General features: G+C 70.4%; 20 protein-coding genes. 13 read left to right on the forward strand and 7 right to left on the reverse strand.

Going from position 1 to position 19886, the window contains the following annotated elements; all coding sequences use genetic code 11:
- Both ACWCO3_RS14670 and ACWCO3_RS14675 read left to right on the forward strand, forming a co-directional pair.
- Positions 1-3078, forward strand: a 3078-nt coding sequence (locus ACWCO3_RS14670) for a HAMP domain-containing protein (protein WP_450010324.1), incomplete at its 5' end; no start/stop codon positions are given.
- Positions 3075-3629, forward strand: coding sequence for a response regulator (locus ACWCO3_RS14675; protein ID WP_145785869.1), 555 nt, complete (start codon positions 3075-3077; stop codon positions 3627-3629). The genes ACWCO3_RS14670 and ACWCO3_RS14675, both read left to right, overlap by 4 nt.
- A 15-nt stretch (positions 3630-3644) precedes the next feature.
- On the opposite strand, the gene ACWCO3_RS14680 is transcribed toward ACWCO3_RS14675, so the two are convergent.
- Entirely contained in the window at positions 3645-3980 is a 336-nt protein-coding gene (locus ACWCO3_RS14680; protein ID WP_145785870.1) for an STAS domain-containing protein, read from the reverse strand.
- 220 nt (positions 3981-4200) lie between these two features.
- On the opposite strand from ACWCO3_RS14680, the gene hemL reads away from it, so the two are divergent.
- The 6 genes from hemL (at position 4201) to ccsB (ending at position 10229) form a co-directional block, all read left to right on the forward strand.
- Positions 4201-5538 (forward strand): glutamate-1-semialdehyde 2,1-aminomutase, encoded by a 1338-nt coding sequence (hemL, locus tag ACWCO3_RS14685; protein ID WP_145785871.1) that lies wholly within the window; start codon positions 4201-4203, stop codon positions 5536-5538.
- A 63-nt stretch (positions 5539-5601) separates the two neighbouring features.
- Positions 5602-6249, forward strand: coding sequence for a histidine phosphatase family protein (locus ACWCO3_RS14690; protein ID WP_088986809.1), 648 nt, complete (start codon positions 5602-5604; stop codon positions 6247-6249).
- Positions 6249-6818, forward strand: coding sequence for a TlpA family protein disulfide reductase (locus ACWCO3_RS14695; RefSeq protein ID WP_450010327.1), 570 nt, complete (start codon positions 6249-6251; stop codon positions 6816-6818). The genes ACWCO3_RS14690 and ACWCO3_RS14695 overlap by 1 nt, the downstream gene beginning before the upstream one ends.
- Entirely contained in the window at positions 6818-7633 is an 816-nt protein-coding gene (locus ACWCO3_RS14700) for a cytochrome c biogenesis CcdA family protein (RefSeq protein ID WP_145785873.1), read from the forward strand. The genes ACWCO3_RS14695 and ACWCO3_RS14700 overlap by 1 nt, the downstream gene beginning before the upstream one ends.
- Complete coding sequence (gene resB, locus ACWCO3_RS14705) at positions 7633-9261, forward strand: cytochrome c biogenesis protein ResB (RefSeq protein ID WP_145785874.1); 1629 nt, start codon at positions 7633-7635, stop codon at positions 9259-9261. The genes ACWCO3_RS14700 and resB overlap by 1 nt, the downstream gene beginning before the upstream one ends.
- On the forward strand, positions 9261-10229 hold the full coding sequence (ccsB, locus tag ACWCO3_RS14710; RefSeq protein WP_358162281.1) for a c-type cytochrome biogenesis protein CcsB: 969 nt from the start codon (positions 9261-9263) through the stop codon (positions 10227-10229). Before resB ends, ccsB begins: the two co-directional genes overlap by 1 nt.
- A gap of 71 nt (positions 10230-10300) precedes the next feature.
- Here the strand turns inward: ccsB and ACWCO3_RS14715 are convergent, their stop codons facing one another.
- From ACWCO3_RS14715 to ACWCO3_RS14725, 3 genes are all read right to left on the reverse strand, one after another.
- Positions 10301-11662 carry a COG1361 family protein gene (locus ACWCO3_RS14715; RefSeq protein ID WP_145785876.1) on the reverse strand — a complete coding sequence of 454 codons (1362 nt, stop codon included), beginning with the start codon at positions 11660-11662 and terminating at the stop codon, positions 10301-10303.
- A 76-nt stretch (positions 11663-11738) separates the two neighbouring features.
- On the reverse strand, positions 11739-11981 hold the full coding sequence (locus ACWCO3_RS14720) for a hypothetical protein (RefSeq protein WP_244312045.1): 243 nt from the start codon (positions 11979-11981) through the stop codon (positions 11739-11741).
- Positions 11982-12182: 201 nt separating this feature from the next.
- Positions 12183-12659 carry a MarR family winged helix-turn-helix transcriptional regulator gene (locus ACWCO3_RS14725; protein ID WP_145785877.1) on the reverse strand — a complete coding sequence of 159 codons (477 nt, stop codon included), beginning with the start codon at positions 12657-12659 and terminating at the stop codon, positions 12183-12185.
- A gap of 128 nt (positions 12660-12787) precedes the next feature.
- On the opposite strand from ACWCO3_RS14725, the gene ACWCO3_RS14730 reads away from it, so the two are divergent.
- Positions 12788-13342: a carboxymuconolactone decarboxylase family protein gene (locus ACWCO3_RS14730; protein WP_145785878.1), complete on the forward strand. Its 555-nt coding sequence runs from the start codon at positions 12788-12790 to the stop codon at positions 13340-13342.
- Positions 13343-13487: 145 nt separating this feature from the next.
- On the opposite strand, the gene ACWCO3_RS14735 is transcribed toward ACWCO3_RS14730, so the two are convergent.
- Positions 13488-14363: an alpha/beta fold hydrolase gene (locus tag ACWCO3_RS14735; protein WP_145785879.1), complete on the reverse strand. Its 876-nt coding sequence runs from the start codon at positions 14361-14363 to the stop codon at positions 13488-13490.
- A gap of 177 nt (positions 14364-14540) precedes the next feature.
- Between ACWCO3_RS14735 and ACWCO3_RS14740 the strand changes: the two genes are divergently transcribed.
- A complete protein-coding gene (locus ACWCO3_RS14740) occupies positions 14541-16001 on the forward strand; it encodes a menaquinone biosynthesis decarboxylase (RefSeq protein WP_145785880.1) in 1461 nt (486 codons plus the stop codon).
- Entirely contained in the window at positions 16001-16912 is a 912-nt protein-coding gene (mqnP, locus tag ACWCO3_RS14745; protein ID WP_355022545.1) for a menaquinone biosynthesis prenyltransferase MqnP, read from the forward strand. The genes ACWCO3_RS14740 and mqnP overlap by 1 nt, the downstream gene beginning before the upstream one ends.
- On the opposite strand, the gene ACWCO3_RS14750 is transcribed toward mqnP, so the two are convergent.
- A complete protein-coding gene (locus ACWCO3_RS14750) occupies positions 16901-17890 on the reverse strand; it encodes a terpene synthase family protein (protein WP_358075176.1) in 990 nt (329 codons plus the stop codon). The two genes, mqnP and ACWCO3_RS14750, sit on opposite strands and share 12 nt — an antisense overlap.
- A 151-nt stretch (positions 17891-18041) precedes the next feature.
- On the opposite strand from ACWCO3_RS14750, the gene ACWCO3_RS14755 reads away from it, so the two are divergent.
- Complete coding sequence (locus ACWCO3_RS14755; protein WP_145785883.1) at positions 18042-18671, forward strand: UbiX family flavin prenyltransferase; 630 nt, start codon at positions 18042-18044, stop codon at positions 18669-18671.
- 104 nt (positions 18672-18775) lie between these two features.
- Here the strand turns inward: ACWCO3_RS14755 and ACWCO3_RS14760 are convergent, their stop codons facing one another.
- A complete protein-coding gene (locus tag ACWCO3_RS14760) occupies positions 18776-19042 on the reverse strand; it encodes a BldC family transcriptional regulator (RefSeq protein WP_007454516.1) in 267 nt (88 codons plus the stop codon).
- A gap of 270 nt (positions 19043-19312) precedes the next feature.
- Here ACWCO3_RS14760 and ACWCO3_RS14765 point away from each other — a divergent pair, with 270 nt between their 5' ends.
- Entirely contained in the window at positions 19313-19771 is a 459-nt protein-coding gene (locus ACWCO3_RS14765) for an Lrp/AsnC family transcriptional regulator (protein ID WP_145785884.1), read from the forward strand.
- The last annotated feature ends 115 nt before the right edge of the window (positions 19772-19886 follow it).

Consider the following 19886-nt stretch of genomic DNA (forward strand, 5'->3'; position numbering starts at 1 on the left):
GACCAGTTGTCGTCGTTCGCCGACGAGGTGACCCGGGTGGCCCGTGAGGTGGGCACCGAGGGCAACCTGGGCGGTCAGGCGCAGGTGAAGGGCGTGTCGGGCACCTGGCGGGATCTGACCGACAACGTGAACTCGATGGCGTCGAACCTGACCAGTCAGGTCCGCAACATCGCCTCGGTGACCACGGCGGTGGCGAAGGGTGACCTGTCGCAGAAGATCACGGTGGACGCGCGGGGCGAGATCCTGGAGTTGAAGTCCACTGTCAACACGATGGTGGACCAGTTGTCGTCGTTCGCCGACGAGGTGACCCGGGTCGCGCGTGAGGTGGGCACTGAGGGCAAGCTCGGCGGCCAGGCCCAGGTACGCGGCGTCGCCGGCACCTGGCGGGACCTGACCGACAACGTGAACTCGATGGCGTCGAACCTGACCGCCCAGGTCCGCAACATCGCGCAGGTTTCCACGGCGGTGGCGAAGGGTGACCTGTCGCAGAAGATCACGGTGGACGCGCGGGGCGAGATCCTGGAGTTGAAGTCGACAGTCAACACGATGGTGGACCAGTTGTCGTCGTTCGCCGACGAGGTGACCCGGGTGGCCCGTGAGGTGGGCACCGAGGGCAAGCTCGGTGGTCAGGCGCAGGTGAAGGGCGTGTCGGGCACGTGGCGGGATCTGACCGACAACGTGAACTCGATGGCGTCGAACCTGACCAGCCAGGTCCGCAACATCGCGTCGGTGACCACCGCCGTGGCGAAGGGTGACCTGTCGCAGAAGATCACGGTGGACGCCCAGGGCGAGATCCTGGAGCTGAAGTCGACAGTCAACACGATGGTGGACCAGCTGTCGTCGTTCGCCGACGAGGTGACCCGGGTCGCGCGTGAGGTCGGCATCGAGGGCAAGCTCGGTGGTCAGGCGCAGGTGAAGGGCGTGTCCGGCACGTGGCGGGACCTCACCGAGAACGTCAACCAGCTCGCCTCGACGTTGACCACGCAGCTGCGGGCCATCGCCCAGGTGTCCACCTCGGTGACCAGGGGCGACCTGACCCAGCGGATCGCGGTCAAGGCGCAGGGCGAGGTCGCCGAGCTGAAGGACAACATCAACCAGATGATCGTCACCCTCCGGGAGACGACGAAGAAGAACGCCGAGCAGGGCTGGCTGGACTCCAACCTGGCCCGGATCGGTGGCCTGTTGCAGGGCCAGCGCGACCTCGGCGAGGTCTGCCGCATGATCATGACGGAGGTGACGCCGCTGGTCGACGCCCAGCTCGGCGCCTTCTTCCTCGCCGACGACACCGACGGCAGCATGCGACTGCGGCTGACCTCCTCCTACGGGTACGTGGCGCGGGGCACCGACGTCACCTTCGGACCGGGTGAGGGGCTGGTCGGGCAGACCGCGTTGTCCCGCCGCACGATCCGGGTCAGCGCCTCCCCGAACAGCCGACTCACCCTGCGGTCCGGTCTGGCCGAGACACCTCCGTCCGACCTGGTGGTGCTCCCCGTCCTGTTCGAGGGCGAGCTGCTCGGGGTGATCGAGTTCGCTAGCGTGTCGGCGTTCTCCGAGCTGCACCTCGCGTTCCTGGAGCGGTTGGTGCTCACCATCGGCATCGCGGTCAACACCATCCAGGCCAACCGGCGTACGGAGGAGTTGCTGGCCCAGTCGCAGCGCCTGGCGCACGAGATGCAGGAGCAGTCGGCGGAGTTGCAGCGCACCAACGCCGAGTTGGAGGAGAAGGCCACCCTGCTCTCCGAGCAGAAGGGCAACATCGAGACGAAGAACCGGGAGATCGAGCTCGCTCGGCTGGGCCTGGAGGAGAAGGCGCAGCAGTTGACCCGGGCGTCGGCCTACAAGTCCGAGTTCCTGGCCAACATGAGCCACGAGCTGCGTACGCCGCTGAACTCGTTGCTGCTGCTGGCCCGCCTGCTGGCGGAGAACTCGGAGCAGAACCTCAGCCCGAAGCAGATCGAGTTCGCCCGGACCATCCACGGGTCCGGCTCCGACCTGCTGCGTCTGATCGACGACATCCTCGACCTGTCCAAGATCGAGGCGGGTCGGATGGACGTCGAGCCGACCGAGATCCGGTTCACCGAGCTGCGCGGTTTCGTCGAGCAGGCGTTCGCGCCGCAGGCCGAGGAGAAGAACCTGGACTTCCAGGTACGGGTGAGTAAGGATCTGCCGCCGGCGCTGGTGACCGACGCGCAGCGGTTGCAGCAGATCCTGCGCAATCTGCTCTCCAACGCGGTGAAGTTCACCGACAACGGTGCGGTGACGCTGCGGATCGCCCCGGCGGCGGAGAACGCGGTGTTCGATGTGCCGGCGCTGACCAACGCCCAGCAGGTGATCGCGTTCACCGTGATCGACACCGGGATCGGCATCTCCGACGACAAGTTGTCGATCATCTTCGAGGCGTTCCAGCAGGCGGACGGCACGACCAGCCGCCGCTACGGCGGCACCGGCCTGGGTCTGTCGATCAGCCGCGATCTGGCCCGGTTGATCGGCGGCACCATCACCGTGTCGTCAGCGCCCGGCCAGGGTTCGACGTTCACGCTGTTCGTGCCGCAGGTGCTGGCTCCGGACGCGGTCGTCGCGCCCCAGCCGCCGTCTCCGCAGCGGGCCGGCCTGCCGTCGTCGCTGCTCATGCCGCCGCTGGAGCTGCTTCCGGAGCGGCCGGAGGCGCCGGCGACCCGTCAACTGGACGGCGCCACAGTCCTGATCGTGGACGACGACGTCCGGAACGTCTTCGCCTTGACCAGCGCGTTGGAGCTGCACGGGATGACCGTGCTGTACTCGGACAACGGGGCGGACGGTGTCCGCCTGCTGGCCGAGCATCCGGAGGTGGACATCGTGCTGATGGACGCCATGATGCCCGACCAGGACGGTTACGAGACCACGCGCCAGATTCGCCGCAACCATCGCTTCGCCGACCTGCCGGTGGTCTTCCTGACCGCGAAGGCCATGCCTGGTGATCGTGAGTCGGCGCTCGCTGCCGGGGGCAGCGACTACATCACCAAGCCAGTCGACCTGGACGATCTGATCGAGTTGATGTCGTCCTGGATCAACGGCAGCCGCACCGAGGAGACTTCGTGACCCAGATGGCCAAGGCGCTGCTCGTGGACGACCGGCGGCAGAACCTGACGGCCCTGGAGGCCATCCTCCAGGGCCTGCCGGTCCAGTCCGTCGCGGTGGAGAGTGGCGAGGCGGCGCTCAAGCAGCTCCTGGTGGACGACTTCGCGGTGATCCTGCTGGACGCGCAGATGCCGGACATGGACGGCTTCGAGACGGCGAGTCACATCAAGCGCCGCGAGCGGACCCGGCACGTGCCGATCATCTTCCTGACCGCTGCCGACCGGGATGCCCAGCTCGCCCTCCGGGGTTACCAGGTGGGCGCTGTGGACTACCTGACCAAGCCGTTCGACCCGTGGGTGCTGCGGGCCAAGGTGTCGGTCTTCGTCGAGCTGTGGGTGAAGACCCGGCAGTTGGCCGCCCAGTCGGACCTGGTCCGGGAGCGTGACACGCAGTGGCGGAGGCTCACCGACGCGGTCGACGAGGCGACGACCATGCTGCGTTCCGACGACGGGGAGGCCCGGGAGCGGGCGGTACGCATGCTGGAGCAGGCCCGTTGGGGCAACACCGCCTGACGGCGGCGGGGCGGGTCAGCCGGTGGTCTGGTCGTTGCGGATCATCAGGGCGCTGCGGAGGCCGGTGATGTCCAGGACCCGGATGAGGAAGTCGCCCACGTGGGTCAGCATCAGCAGGCTCTGCGCGTGGCTGGCCTTGCGGCTGAGTACGACGAGGGTGCCCAGGCCCTGCGAGTCGCAGAAGGTGACGCCGCCGAGGTCGAGGACGATCTTCGGCGGCGGGTCGGCCAGCACCTCGTTGACCACGGTCGAGAGCTGCGCGGCCGTGAGCATGTCGATCTCACCGGCCAGGCGAAGCACAGCTTCGTCACCCGTCCGGTGTAGCGTGATGGACAGTTCGGCACGATCCACTCGGTCAGCCTAGCGCGATCCGGCCGGTCCGGCCTGTCGAGGCCGTGAGCCGTCGCCACGCAGGCCGTGCGAAGCAGCCGCCCAGGTTCGAGCCGTCGCCGCCCACGCCGTGAGCCTTCCTGCCGGCGCTGCTGGCGGGCACCGGCTGGGGGTGAGCCTGGTAACCCGACTGCGGGGTGGCTGCTGGTGGGCCGTTCGCCGCTGACACAATGGCGGCATCGTGACCGACATCTTTCCCGCCGGATCCGGCCGCTACCCGGCCGAAGCGCCGGCCTCCGAGGCCCTGTTCGACCGCGCCCGCGCCATCGTGCCGGGCGGGGTCAACTCTCCCGTGCGCGCCTTCCAGGCGGTCGGCGGCGCCCCACGTTTCATGGTCCGTGGTGAGGGCGCGTGGCTGTACGACGCCGACGACCGCCGCTACGTCGACCTGGTCTGCTCCTGGGGGCCGCTGATCCTCGGGCACGCCCACCCGGAGGTGGTGGACGCCGTGCAGGCCGCCGCCGCCCGGGGCACCAGCTTCGGCACGCCCACCCCGGGCGAGGTGGAGTTGGCCGCCGAGCTGGTCGACCGGACCCCGATGGAGCAGGTCCGCCTGGTCAACTCGGGCACCGAGGCCACCATGTCGGCGATCCGGTTGGCCCGCGGCTACACCGGCCGCTCGAAGATCGTCAAGTTCGCCGGCTGCTACCACGGACATGTCGACGCGCTGCTCGCCGCCGCCGGCTCCGGCGTGGCCACCCTGGGCCTGCCCGACTCGCCCGGCGTGACCGGCGCGGCGGCCAGCGAGACGATCGTGCTGCCGTACAACGACATCCGGGCCGTCGAGGAGGCGTTCGCCGCCGAGGGCCCGCACATCGCGGCGGTGATCACCGAGGCGGCCGCCGGCAACATGGGTGTGGTCGCCCCTCGCGACGGCTTCAACCAGCAGCTCGCCCGGATCGCGCACGCCCACGGCGCCCTGCTCGTGGTGGACGAGGTGATGACCGGGTTCCGGGTGTCCCGCGCCGGGTGGCACGGCCTCGACGCCTCCGACGCCGACCTGTGGACGTACGGCAAGGTCATGGGTGGTGGCCTGCCCGCCGCGGCCTTCGGCGGGCGGGCGGACATCATGGCGCGACTCGCCCCGGCCGGCCCGGTCTACCAGGCCGGCACGCTCTCCGGTAACCCGCTGGCCTGCGCCGCCGGGCTGGCGACCCTGCGGCTCGCCGACGACGCGCTGTACCAGCGCCTCGACCAGACGGCCGCCACAGTGGGCAAGCTGGCCTCCGACGCGCTGGCCGCCGCCGGGGTCCCGCACCGTTTGTCGTACGCGGGCAGCATGTTCTCGATCTTCTTCACCGACGCCGACGTGGTCGACTACGACAGCGCGCGCACCCAGCAGGTGCCGGCGTTCAAGGCGTTCTTCCACGCGATGCTCGCCGCCGGCGTCTACCTGCCGCCGAGCGCGTTCGAGTCGTGGTTCGTGTCGGCGGCGCTGGACGACGCCGCTCTGGAACACATCGCCGACGCGCTGCCGACGGCGGCGAACGCTGCGGCGGCGGCCGGTCACGGGGGTTAGCGTGAGCGCGAGGAGTGAGTCGGTCTTGCGAGCCCCGCAGTCGGGAACAAAGGGGGCGCAGCCTTGAGTAAGACGGTGGTCCACGTGCTGCGGCACGGCGAGGTGCACAACCCGGATCAGATTCTCTACGGTCGGTTGCCCGGTTTCCGCCTCTCCGAGCTGGGTGTGCAGATGGCCAAGGCCGCCGCGCAGGGCCTGGCCGAGCGGGAGATCGTGCACGTGGTGGCCAGCCCGCTGGAACGCGCCCAGCAGACCGCCGAGCCGATCGCCGCCCAGTTCGGGCTGCCGGTCGGGGTGGACGAGCGGCTGATCGAGAGCGCGAACTGGTTCGAGGGCAAGAAGGTGTCCCCGGGCGACGGTTCGTTCCGTGACCCGCGCAACTGGTGGGTGCTGCGCGACCCGGTGACCCCGTCCTGGGGGGAGGCGTACCGGGTGATCGCCGAGCGGATGTTCGCCGCCGTGCAGGCCGCCCGGGTCGCCGCCGAGGGGCGCGAGGCGGTGCTGGTGTCGCACCAGCTCCCGATCTGGACGCTGCGCCGCCACGTCGAGCGCAAGCGGCTCTGGCACGACCCGCGCAAGCGGCAGTGCGGGCTGGCGAGTCTCACCTCGTTCCACTTCGACGGCGCGAAGGTGGTGGGCATCGGCTACAGCGAGCCGGCCGCGCACCTGATCGCCCTCTCCGCGACAGCCCGGACGGCCAAGGGGGCCTGATGAACGCCCGGAGGTGGACCGCCGGCCTGCTCGCCACCGTCGCAGCGGTGGCGTTGGTCGGCTGCACGTCGTCGAAGGGGCAGGAGAAGACCTGCACGACCACCACCGACGGGATCTTCGAGTGCGCACCGGACCAGCGCTCGGCTCCTCCGAAACTCGCCGGGGAGCTGCTCCTCGGCGGCACCTATGACGTCACCCAGGCCCGGGGCCAGGTCGTCGTGGTCAACTTCTGGGGTTCCTGGTGCGCGCCGTGCCGCGCCGAGGCGGACGACTTGGAAGCCGTCTACCAGGCCACCAAGGGTTCCGGGGTGAGCTTCCTCGGCATCAACGTGCAGGATTCGCGGGACAAGGCCAAGGCGTTCGAGCAGGGGCGGGTCACCTATCCGAGCCTCTTCGACCCGGCCAGCCGGCTGGCGCTCGACCTGGACATCCCGCCGAACACCGTCCCCGCGACGGTGGTGCTCGACCGGGAGGGGCGGATCGCCTCGGTGATCCGGGCCGCCGTCAAGCAGGAGGGCCTGCAACCGATCGTCGAGCGGGTCGCCGCCGAGAAGCCGGCGTCGAACTGATGGGCGAGACCTTCAAGGAGCTGGCCCTGAGCGGGCCGCTGCTGCTCGCCATCGGCGCGGCGGCGCTCGCCGGCCTGGTCAGCTTCCTCTCCCCGTGCGTGCTCCCGCTCGTCCCCGGCTACCTGTCGTACGTCACCGGTCTCGCCGGGGCGGACCTCGAGGGCCGCCGGGCTCCGGCGGACCCGGCTCCCGACGGCGACGGCGGGGTGGCGGTCCGCGAGCGGGCCACGGTGGCCGTCAAGGGCCGGGTGCTCGCCGGCACGTTGCTCTTCATCGCCGGCTTCACCGTCGTCTTCGTCGCGACCGCCATCCTGTTCGCCGGTATCGGCCGGGTCTTCTTCGAGTACGAGCGGCAGCTCGAAATCGTCGTCGGCGTGCTGATCATCGTGCTCGGGTTCGGCTACCTCGGGATGATCCCCGCACTGCAACGGGAGTTCCGGATCTCCCGGCTGCCGTCGGCCGGGCTGCTCGGCGCACCGGTCTTCGGGGCGGTCTTCGCGCTCAGTTGGGTGCCCTGCACCGGCCCGACGCTCGGTGCGGTGATGGGGATGGCTGCCACGAGCGGCCAGAGTGACCGCGCCGTGGTGCTCGCCGTGGCGTACTGCCTCGGGTTGGGGATACCGTTCGTGGTCTTCGGGCTGGGCTTCGAACGCCTGCTCGGTGTCTTCCGCGCCGTCCGGCGCAACAGCCGCTGGGTCACCCGGGTCGGCGGCGCCCTGCTCATCCTGATCGGCCTGGCGCTGGTCACCGGCGGATGGCAGAGCTTCGTGATCTGGTTGCAGACCACTGTCGGGGTGGGCGAGGTGAGCATCTGATGACGGTCGTCGACGACCGGCCGGAGACCGTGGCGCCGGCGCCACGCCGCCGGCCGAACCGGTTGCTGGCCCTGCTGCGCAACTCCTGGCGGCAGCTGACCAGCATGCGTACCGCCCTGATCCTGCTCTTCCTGCTCGCTGTCGCCGCCATCCCCGGCTCGGTGCTGCCGCAGCGCGGGATCAGCCCGGAGAAGGTCAACGAGTACTTCGTCGACCACCCGGACTGGGCCCCCCGACTGGACCGGATCGGCGCGTTCGAGGTCTTCGGGTCGGTCTGGTTCTCCGCGATCTACCTGCTGCTGTTCACCTCACTGATCGGCTGCATCACGCCCCGACTGCGCGACCACGTCCGGGCGTTGCGGTCCCGGCCGCCGGCCGCGCCGAAGCGGATGGCCCGGCTCCCGCAGCACGCTGTGGTGCCCGCCCCAGCTGGTGGCGTGGCGGCGATCGCCGACGTGCTGCGCAAGCGCCGCTGGCGGGTGGAGGTGCGCGGCGACGAGGTCTCCGCCGAGAAGGGCTACCTCAAGGAGACCGGGAACCTGCTGTTCCACACCTCGCTCATCGCGGTGCTGATCGGCGTCGCGCTCGGTTCGTGGTACGGCTGGAGCGGCAACCGACTGCTGGTGGCGGGCGCGGACAACGCCTTCTGCAACACCCGCCAGCAGTACGCGGAGGCGAAGCTCGGCCCCCGGGTGGACAGCGCCGACCTGCCCCGCTTCTGCCTGCGGCTGGACGACTTCGAGGCGCGGTTCCTGCCGTCCGGTCAGCCGGAGTTCTTCAACGCCACGGTCACCGTCGACGGCCCGGACGAGCCGACCCGCAGCGCCGACTTCTCGGTGAACTCGCCGCTGCGCCTGGCCGACGCGAACGTCTACCTGCTCGGCCACGGGTACGCCCCGGTGATCCGCTACACCGACCGGTTCGGCAACAGCCAGGTCAGCGACGAGCCGTTCCTGACCACCGGCGACATGGGCCTCACCAGTGAAGGCCTGGCCGCGTTCCCGGACGCGAACGTCGACCCGGCCACCGGCCAGCGCAGCCCGGACGGGCAGATGGCGTTCACCGGCATCTACCTGCCCACCGCGCCCGAGCAGGGGCCGTTCGTCCGCTCGCAGTACCCGACCGAGCGCAACCCGGTGCTGAACCTGGTCGCCTACCAGGGCAACCTCGGCATGGACGCCGGCATCCCCGGCTCGGTCTACCAGCTCGACCAGCGTCAGGTGCGTGCCGGCAAGGTCAAGGAGGTCGGCACCAAGCTGCTCAAGAAGGGCGAGACCTGGACGTTGGCGGACGGCACCACCGTCGAGTTCCTGGGCACCGAGCGGTACGTCACCCTCTCCGTCCGACACGACCCCGGTGCGACGCCGCTGCTGATCAGCTGTGGTGTCCTGCTGGTCGGGCTGATGGGTTCGCTGTTCGGGCGGCGTCGCCGGGTGTTCTTCCGGGTGGTGCCGGCCGACCCCGGCGAAGGATCTCCGACGAGCGGTAGTAGCTTGATGGAGGTCGGCGGGTTGCCGCGTACCGACTATCCGGGGTTCGCCGACGAGTTCACCCAGCTCATCGCTGCGGTCAAGGGTGATGCTGACCCAGTGGCCGAACGGGCCGGTGTGCGAGAAGGAGCCGAGTGATGTCCGCACTCTCCGACAATCTGGTCACTTTCGCGATCCTGGCGTACCTGATCGCGATGATCGGCCATGCCGTCGAGTACGCGCTGGGCAACGCCCGTACCCGGGTCGCCTCGGCGGCGCCGGTCCGCGAGTTGGTCGGTGCCGGCGGTGGCGTGGTCGAGGAGCCGCCCGCGTCGGTCCCCGCGCCGCCCGTGCATCGTTCCGCGCGGCGTGCCCGCCTCGCAGGCCTGTTCGGGGTGGGCGCCACCGCGGTCGCCGCCCTGCTGCACCTGGCGGCCCTGGTCACCCGTGGCCTCGCGGCCGACCGGATGCCCTGGGGCAACATGTACGAGTTCGTGCTCACTGTGACGTTCATCGGGGTCGCCGCCTGGCTGGTGGTGCTCTGGAAGCGACCGTCGCTGCGCAAGCTCGGGCTGTTCCTCACGCTGGTGATGGTGCTGCTGGTGGCCACCGCCGAGCTGGTCCTGTACGTACCGATCGTGCCGCTGGTGCCGGCACTGAACTCGTACTGGTTCGTCATCCACGTCTCGACCATCGTCTTCGCGTCCGGCATCTTCCTGCTCGGTGCGGTGCCGGCGGTCGGCTTCCTGATGCGCAACGGGTACGAGAACGGCAAGCGGAGCTTCCCGTACACCCTGGCCAAGCGGCTGCCCGGCGCGGCCAGCCTGGAACGGCTGACCTTCGCGCTGCATGCGTTCGCGTTCCCGATCTTCACCTTCGCGGTGATCGCCGGCGCCATTTGGGCCGAGGCGGCGTGGGGCCGGCCGTGGGGCTGGGACCCGAAGGAGACCTGGGCGTTCATCTCCTGGGTGGTGTACGCCGGTTACCTGCACGCCCGGGCCACGCCGAGCGTGCGGCGCAACGTGGCGACCTGGCTCGCGGTGCTCGGCTTCCTCACCATGCTGATGAACCTGTTCGGCGTGAACATCTTCTTCACCGGCCTGCACTCGTACGGTGGGCTGGACTGATCCGGTAAACGGCGTGCGGGCCGGTCACGGATTCCGTCAGTGACCGGCCCGCGTCGTTGTGGCGTGCTGGGTCAGCCCACTGTCACCGGAGCGACGTCGTTGCCCGGGTTGTCGTCCACGCGCGGGTAGCGTCCGAACGGCTGGACCTCGCCGGGCGTCCCGGAGAGGCTGTCGATCCGCAGGTCGAACGCAGCGGTGTGGGTCAGGCCAGCCGGGAACACGGAGCCCGGCCCGTTGCAGTACCAGGTCGCCGGGGCGTCACCGGCAGACTCCTCGTCCCCGTTGAGCCAGCAGCTCGACGGGTTGCCGACCACCGTGGTGCCGGCCGGCGGCACGAAGAGGAAGCCGCCGACGCCGTCACCGGAGTTGGTGGCGTCCGGAACACCGGGGCCCTCGTTGCGGAGGCCGACGGTGACCCGCACGGTCTCACCGACGGCACCGGTGACGGTTGCGCCCTGGGCGACGACGTCGAAGGCGCCCTGCACCGAGCGCAGGTGGGTCTGGCCTCCGGTGCCGGTCACCCCGGCCGGGATCACGTCGAGCGCCTTGCCCACCGGTCGCAGCCGCAGCCCCTGCTCGGCCTCGCGGTGCTTGAGCTTCACGCCGCTCGGAAGCGGCCCGGCGCTGGCCAGCGGTTCCACGAACTGGCTGATCCGCTTGCTGCCGAGGGTGGCCGGGCCGACCGTGGTGGTCAGCTTCTGCCGCAGCTCGTGCCGCTGGCCGGGGGCGAACGTGCCCCGTACGGTGCAGACCACCACGGTGGCGAGCACCCGGTCGGTGCCGTACCGGCAGTTGCGGTAGCTGGCCGGAATCAGACCCACCGGGAAGCGGAGGGTGAGCCGGAGGTCCACGACCGGCTGGTCGCCCGCGTTGACCACGGCCACCGGCACCGGCAGGCTGTCGCCGACCGCCACGCCGGAAACGGATTCGTCGACGAGGTCGAGCAGGTCGGGCCCGGACCGCACGGTGATCGTCGCCTGCTGGGTGGACGGCTCGGTCTGCTCGCCGAGCGCCGTGTAGGCGAGGGAGCCGGTCGCGCCGTCGGTCGCGCCGGGCGCGGCCCGGAACACCACAGGCACGGTGCCGGTGAGCGTGCCGAACTCGTCGACGGCCGTCGGCGGCATCGGGCAGGTCACCGAGGTGCCCTCGGTGACACAGAAATCGGGGAAGGCGGCGGTGGCCACGCCAGCCAGGCCGGTCAGGTCGACTGTCACCCGGGGCTGGGTGGCACCGGTGCTGGTCAGGGTCAGTTGGACCGTGCGGCCGGGAGCGGTCGGACCGCTGACCGTGACCTCGTCCAGCCAGGCGCTGACCCAGCCCGGGTCGTCCTGCGCCATTGCCGGAACGGCCGCCACGCCGACCGTCGCGGTGCCCACGACCAGCGCGGTGAGGCCGCGCAGGAGCCTGCCGCGCGTAACGTGCACAGATCTCATCGATCTCCTTGGTGGGGGATGAGCCGATTGGAAGAAGCCGGGGTCAATGCCCCGGCCCCGACCGGCACCCCAGATCCTAGAGATCACCTGTGACAGTCTTCGATCGGTCGGACGGCCCCTGCCCCCTGGCCGTCAGGCGTGACAGCGTCCGTTCAACCTGGACGGTGACCTGGTAGGACACCTCCGGCACATCCGCCAGCTCGATGCGCTCACCGCGTAGCGCCACCTGTGCGTGCAGCTCCCTGGCGACAGCGTCGCGTACCGCGATCAGCAGGGGCGACAACCCGTCCGGGTCGCCGACGACATACGCGTCCGACATCCCACCAGCCTGCGCCCCAGCCCCACCGCCACGCCATGACGGGTGAGATGTCCGACCGTCGCCGGGCCGGTGCCGGGCAGGCTTGATCCACTCCAGATCGGCGATGCGGCGGCTTCCGGAGTAGAGCATGGCGCCACTTCGGCGATCTGGTGTCGATCACGCCGGGGTGTCGATCACGCCGGGGTCGATCGCGCTGGTTGGTCAGCCGCCGAACCAGCCCGGCATGTCCAGGCGGAACCAGTTGGTCGAGGCCATTGCGCGCAGGTCGTCCTCGATGGCGTCGACCCGTTCCGCGCCGAGGCGTTCGGCCCACTGGCGACGCAACGTATCGAAGATCTCCGCCGATCGGCGGAGCCCGTCGGCACCGCGCGGCGTGACCCGGACCAGCCGGCGGCGGGCGTCGCGCGGGTCGTCGACCCGTTCCAGGTAGCCGACCTCGACCAGCCGGTCCACAGTCTTGCCGGCGGCCTGCTTCGAGATGCCGAGGCGTTGCCCCAACTCGGTGGCTGTGGTGCCGTCCATCCCGACGGCCTGGAGCACGAAGCCGTGCAGCGGCCGTAGCTCCGGATGCCCCTGTCGAGCCAGTTCGGCGTGCAGGTCGTCGATCAGCGTCCGAAACCCGGCCAGCAGCAGGAGCGGCAACTGGAAGCCGGGGCGTGCCGGATCAGCGCTTGCCATGTTCGACAACCACGTTTACTATTTCGTCAACCACGTTGACTATCGTACGGGACGCGGCACCGGCCCCGACGGCCTCCCGCCTTCCCGACCTCGCGGCCTCGTGCCGACCTTTCGAAAGCAGGTGAACCGTGTCCGTCTTCACCGAGCACACCGCCGAAACCGCACCCGTTGCCGCCCGTCGGACCATGGAGGGTGTGCAGAACCGGTTCGGCTGGCTGCCCACCCCGGTGGCGCTGATGGCCGAGTCGCCGCAGTTGCTCGCCGGGTTCCTCGCCGCCAACGCGGGTTTCGAGCAGACCGACCTCTCGCCCCTGGACCGGGAGGTGGTCATCCTGACCGTCTCCGCCACCCACGCGTGTCACTTCTGCGTTGCCCTGCACACCGGCAAGCTCACCCAGCTCGGCGCGAGTGCCGAGCTGATCGCGGCACTGCGCGCCGGCTCGCCGTTGCCCGAGCCGCGGCAGGAGGCACTGCGCCGGTTCACGCTGGCCGTGCTCGACCACCGGGGCGCGGTGCCCGACGGCGAACTCGACGACTTCCTCGCCGCCGGCTACCTGCCCCGACACGCGCTGGACGTGGTGCTCGGCGTTGGCGCGTACACCATGTCCACCTTCGCCAACCGCCTCACCCGAGCGCCGCTCGACCCACCGCTGGCCGCCCACGCCTGGACGCCCGCCGCCTGACCCGCCGCACCCGGTCCACCGTTGGTTGCCGTCTCGGCGCGAGCCCTGATCCACTCGCGTTCCGGGAAACAGGGGTGACCCAGCCGCAGGACACCGGAACTTCCCGGAACCCGAGTGGATCAAGCCGAGAGCGGGGAGGCGGCACTCAGGCCGCCCCGAGAAAGTCGCGCAGCAGGGCGAGCATCTCGTCCGGGCGCTCCTCGTACAGCCAGTGGCCGCAGTCCTCGATCACCTCACCGCGGACCGCGTCGGCGTACTGACGAACCTGCTCGGCGACCTGGCCGCCGAGGCTGGCCGCCGATCCGACGGCCAGCACCGGCATGGTCAGCTTCGTGCCCCGGTACGCCGCGTTGTCGGCGATGTCCTGCTCGAACGCCCGGAAGTAGGCGAAGCTCGCCCGCAGATGCGCCGGGTCGCGCAGGTGGCTGGCGAACTCCTCGATGTCGGGCGCGGCGATGCTGCCCTTGCGCACCATCAGCGCGTCGGTGAACTTGTCCACCCAGAGCGACTCCCGCCCGTTGACCAGCGCCTCCGGAAGCCCGTTGCCGAGGGAGAAGTAGCCGAAGTTCCACACCCCGGGCCCGGCCGAGGTGAGCGCGGGGAACGTGTAGATGCTCTCGTCGGGGATCGGCGCCTCGCTGAGCACCAGCCGACTCACCCGCTGCGGATGGGCGGCGGCGTACGCGTACGCCACCATGGTCCCCAGGTCGTGCCCAACCAGCCGGAGGTCGCTCGCCAGGCCGAGCTGATCGAGTAGTCCGTGCAGGTCGGCGGCGACCGTCTTCTTGTCGTACCCGTCGGCCGGGGCGTCGCTGCCCCCGAAACCGCGCAGGTCGGGCGCGACCACGTCGAAGGAGCGCCCCAACTCGGGCAGCAGGTGCCGCCACATGTACCAGCACTGCGGGTACCCGTGCAGCAGCACCAGCGGTGGGCCGCTGCCGCCACGGACGTAGTTCATGGTGATCTGGCCGACCCGTGCTCGTTGCTCGGTGAACCCTGCCGGAACCCGATCCCCACCCATTCGCCGCCTCCGTCCGCGTGCTGCCCGGCTACCCGCTCGACCGACGGCCATGCCTGCGGGCGCTGCGCCCGAACGTTGGTGAATCAAGGCCGGGTAGGCGGGCGCGCATGGGGTCGTCGCCGGTGTCACAGCACCCGGCTTGGGCCACACCGCACCCGGTGCGGGAGACTGGCGGGTATGGCGGCTCGTGGCTTCCCGTACACCGATCTCAAGGACTTTCTCGCGGCGCTGGAGCGCGCGGGGGAGTTGCGCCGGGTCGACGTCCCGGTCGACCCCACCCTCGAGATCAGCGAGGTGGTCACCCGCACGGTGCGGGCCGGCGGGCCGGCGCTGCTCTTCGAGCGTCCTACCCGGGGCGAGATGCCGGTGGCGATCAACCTGTTCGGCACCGAGAAGCGCATGGCGATGGCCCTCGGCGTCGACTCGCTGGACGAGATCGGTGCCCGGATCGGCTCGCTGATCAAGCCGGAGCTGCCGGTCGGCTGGTCGGGCATCCGCGAGGGCCTCGGCAAGGTCATGCAGCTCAAGTCGGTGCCACCGCGCAAGGTGAAGACCGCGCCCTGCCAGGAGGTCGTCTACCGGGGCGAGGACGTCGACCTCAACCGGCTGCCGGGGTTGCAGGTGTGGCCCGGCGACGGCGGGATCTTCCACAACTACGGGCTGACCCACACCAAGCACCCGGAGACCGGCAAGCGCAACCTCGGCCTGTACCGGCTCCAGCAGCACGGCCGCAACACCCTGGGCATGCACTGGCAGATCCACAAGGACTCCACCGCTCACCACGCGGTCGCCGAGCGGCTCGGGCAGCGCCTGCCGGTCGCCATCGCGATCGGCTGCGACCCGGTCGTCTCGTACGCGGCCAGCGCGCCGCTGCCCGGCGACATCGACGAGTACCTGTTCGCGGGGTTCCTGCGCGGCGAGCGGGTGGAGATGGTCGACTGCCTCACCGTGCCGTTGCAGGTGCCGGCGCACGCGCAGATCGTGCTGGAGGGCTACCTGGAGCCGGGTGAGCGGCTGCCCGAGGGGCCGTTCGGCGACCACACCGGCTTCTACACCCCGGTCGAGCCGTTCCCGGTGCTGCACGTCGAGGCGATGACGATGCAGCGCAAGCCGGTCTACCACTCGATCGTCACCTCCAAGCCGCCGCAGGAGGACCACGGCCTCGGCAAGGCCACCGAACGGATCTTCCAGCCGCTGCTCAAGCTGATGATCCCGGACATCGTCGACTACGACCTGCCGGCCGCCGGGGTCTTCCACAACTGCGCGATCGTGTCGATCCGCAAGCGGTACCCGAAGCACGCGCAGAAGGTGATGAACGCGATCTGGGGCGCGCACCTGATGTCGCTGACCAAGCTCATCGTGATCGTCGACGAGGACTGCGACGTGCACGACTACAACGAGGTCGCCTTCCGCGCCTTCGGCAACGTCGACTACGCGCGCGACCTGCTGCTCACCGAGGGGCCGGTGGACCACCTCGACCACTCGTCGTACCAGCAGTTCTGGGGTGGCAAGGCGGGTGTCGACGCGACCCGCAAACTCCCCACCGAGGGCTACACCCGCGGTTGGCCGGAGGAGATGAGCATGAGCCCGGAAGTCTCGGCCCTGGTCGACAAGCGCTGGAAGGAGTACGGGATCTGATGGCCGTCCTCGAAGCTCCCGCCGAGAAGCCGGGCCGGGTCAAGTCCTTCCTCAAGCTCGTCGCGATCGAGCACTCGGTGTTCGCGCTGCCCTTCGCGTACCTGTCGGCGTTGAGCGCCATGCAGGTCAACGGCGGGCGGGTGCGCTGGCTCGACCTGCTGCTGATCACCGTGGCGATGGTCGGGGCGCGGACGTTCGCGATGGCCGCCAACCGGATCCTCGATCGCCGGATCGACGCGCGGAATCCGCGTACCGCCGGGCGGGAACTGGTCACCGGTGCGGTGAGCGTGCGGACGGCCTGGACCGGCGCGGCCGTCGCGCTGGTGGTCTTCCTCGCCGCCGCCGCCCTGCTCAACCCGCTCTGCCTGGTGCTCGCGCCGCTCGCGGTGGTGCCGTTGGTCGTCTACCCCTACGGCAAGCGGTTCACCAACTGGCCGCACGCCATCCTGGGGATCGCCCAGATGGTCGGTCCGGTCGGCGCCTGGCTGGCGGTCACCGGCACCCTGGACGGATCCGGGCCCGCCTGGGTGCTCGGCGCGGCGGTCGGGCTGTGGATCGGCGGCTTCGATCTGATCTACGCCTGCCAGGACTCCGAGATCGACCAGGAGATCGGCGTGCACAGCGTGCCCGCCCGGTACGGCCGGCGCTTCGCGCTGCACGCCTCCACGATCGCGCACGTGGTGACCTTCGCGCTGTTCGTCTGGTTCGGCGCGTTGATCGGCCTCGGCTGGCTGTGGTGGATCGGGCTGGCGTTCACCGCTGTCGCGTTCGCGTATCAGCACCTGGTGGTCAGCCCGACCGACCTGAGCAAGGTCAACCGGGCGTTCTTCACCGCCAACGGGTTCGTCGGCATCGCGTTGTTCGTCTTCGCGCTGCTCGACCTGGTGATCCGGCTCGACCTACGGCCCTGACCGGCTGACCACTGCCTCGTCCTCCCCGGTGGGGTAACGGGCGCTCTCCAAGGTCCAGTCGATGGTGCCCCGGACGGCGTACGCGACCACGTCGAGGTGGTCGGTGACCGCCCGGTCCACCGCCGGGCCGAACGACGGCACCGCGGCCCGCAGCGCGACGAAGCGCCGCATCGCCTCCCGCCAGCGCTCGGTCGCCAGGGCCACCGCCTCCGCCGACGGCACCGCCAGTTCGGCCTCGATGGCCAGGACCAGGTTGTGTCCGCCTGCGGTCGCCCGGTCCTTCTCCAACGAGGCCAGGTCGTTGTACCAGGAGAGCAGGTCGTTGCCGGCCTGGGCGATCTGCCGCAGCAGCGGATGGTGGTGGACCGGGTCGGGCAACGGCCGACCGCCCGCGAACTCCACGAGCGTGTACGACACCTCCGCCGCCGAGGTGGCCCGCCGCAGCTCCACGTACTCGTCGACGCCGGGTCGGCGGCCGGTTTCCTTGTTGACCGCCTCCTGCCAGGTGCCGTCGAGGTGCCGGGCCACCGCGTCGGCGAAACGCGACCGCCACCGGGCCGGCATCCGGCGGCGCGGCTCCCGCCAGGCCAGCACCAGCAGCCGCCGAAGCGGGTCGGTGAGCCCGACCGGGCGCAGCCGAGCGTCGTGCAGCAGCGCCAACGTGCCGTTGCGCAGAGCCCGGATCTGCTCCGAGGTCAGCCGGCCAGGCCCGTCGCAGGCGTCGTCGACCAGGAAGAACCACGTGAACAGCACGGTCAGCACCCGAAGATCGGCCTCGGTGGCGTCCGGGTAGAGCCGTCCGGCGTACCTGGCGAACGCCCCCCGGGCCAGCCGGTGCAACGCCGCGTCGTCCAGGGCGAGGCCGAGGTCGGGCAGCAGGCCGAGCAGCCACTCCTGCACGCTGTCGGCGTGCGGAGAGAGCCGGGACTGGATCGGGCATTCGGCACGCAGCGCCCGAAGGGCCTCGCCGGTCGTCACCGATGCCTCCTGCGCGAGATGATTCCGATGCGAATCCCCACCAGCAGCATGTCAGGTCGACGGAATGCCCACCTACCCCGCCGGGCATGCCGGAGCGGCGTATCCCGGGGGTGCTCACCACCGGCCCAGCCGGACCAGGCAGGCTGGGGGCATGCGGGAACCATGGGTGGTCGGGGTCTCCGGAGCATCCGGGACGCCGTACGCGGCGGCCGTCATCGGAGGACTCCTCGACGCGGGCGAGCCGGTCGACCTGATCGTGTCCCGCGCGGCACGACTCACAGTGCTCGACGAGACCGGCCGACCGTTCCGCGACGGGCACTGGGCCGAGGATCTCGCCGCCTGGCTCGACCGGGACCTGACCGGTGCCGACCTTCGGCACTGGCCGGCCGGTGACCTGGCCGCCGGGCCGAGCAGCGGCTCCTACCGGGTACGCGGCATGGCCGTGGTCCCGGCGAGCACGGCAGCCTGCGCCGGCATCTCGATCGGGCTCTCCAAGGACCTCCTGCAGCGCGCCGCCGAGGTCAACCTCAAGGAACGCCGCCCGGTGGTGGTCGTCCCTCGGGAAACACCGGTGACCCGCAGTCACCTGGAGCACCTGATCGCCCTGCACGACTCAGGCGCTGTCGTGTTGCCCGCCAGCCCCGGCTTCTACGGAGCCGGCGCGGCCGCCAGCGCCCAGCAGTTGGTCGACTTCGTGGCCGGCAAGGTGCTCGACGCGCTCGGCGTCTCACACACCCTGTTCCGCCGGTGGTCCGGCCAGCTCGGCGCAGCCCGAAGCTGAGCGCCGAACACACATGTCACGCGCCGCGACGCCGCCCGGCGGTCGGCCGAAGCGGGACGCGGACCGGGCCGAAGTCCGGTCCGCGTAGCGATGTCCGCACCAGTTCAGTACATGCCGGCGTTGGCCGGACCCGGCCCCGTGGATGCGGCCGGCCCCACATTGCGTGGCTTTCCGACCTCGTCCACCTCGTCCAGCATGCCCTCCCCCTCAAGCAGGGCCCGCACCTCGGATTCCCGAAACCGGCGATGCCCGCCTGGAGTCCGGATGCTTCCTATCCGGCCAGCCGCCGCCCATCTCGTCACAGTTTTCGGGTCTACCCGAAACAGCGCGGCGACCTCACCCGGTGTCAGCAGGCGATCTCCAGTGTCCACAGCCCCCTCCTCGCGTCGACGAAGCCCCCGGCTGAACACACTGCCCCCGGCTGGTGCGTAGCCCAGAGCCGTCATGAGGGACGTATGGCAATTACAGCACCGGGGACATGACCTGTCCGCCCAAACGCGAAAAATGCACTGAGTGAGGAGTTAGTAATGGTACTTGTGCTACCTCCGCCGTGACCGGCGGTTTGTCAACAGTGACTCACCACTCAGTCCAACGGATGCCGAAGCCCGCACGTTATGCCTTAGCGGTTAGGGTCACTCTCTGTGGACGCCATCGACCTGAACCTCGTCGACCTGCTGCGCGGGAACGCCCGCCTCTCGTACGCCGAGCTGGCCCGACAGGTGGGCCTCTCGGCCCCGGCCGTGCACGAACGGGTCGGCAAGTTGGAGAGCAGCGGCGTCGTTCGGGGCTACCGCGCGGATGTGGCCCCGGAGTCGATCGGGCTGGGTGTCACCGCGCTGATCGGCATCGTCGAGGACTCCGGCGCCGACTCCGACGACATGCTCGAGTCGCTGCGGGTGCTGCCCGAGATCGAGTCCTGCTACTTCATGGCCGGTGTCGAGTCGTTCCTGCTCAAGGCCCGGGTCGGCACGATCGCCGAACTGGAGCAGTTGATCGTGCGATTGAACCGGACCCCGGGGGTGGCCTCCACCCGTACCGCCATCGCGCTCTCCACCAAGTGGGAGAACCGCCCGCAGCCCGTCGGCCCGCCCGCGACCTGACCGCCGCGTACCCCTGGTGTCGCCCGGTCGGCCGGCGGTAGCGTGCGCCGATGACCCCGCCGGGACGTCGCGTGGCAGTGGTGACCGGCGCTGCCGGCGGCCTCGGCCACGCCAT

Source organism: Micromonospora sp. NPDC002411 (assembly GCF_053592955.1).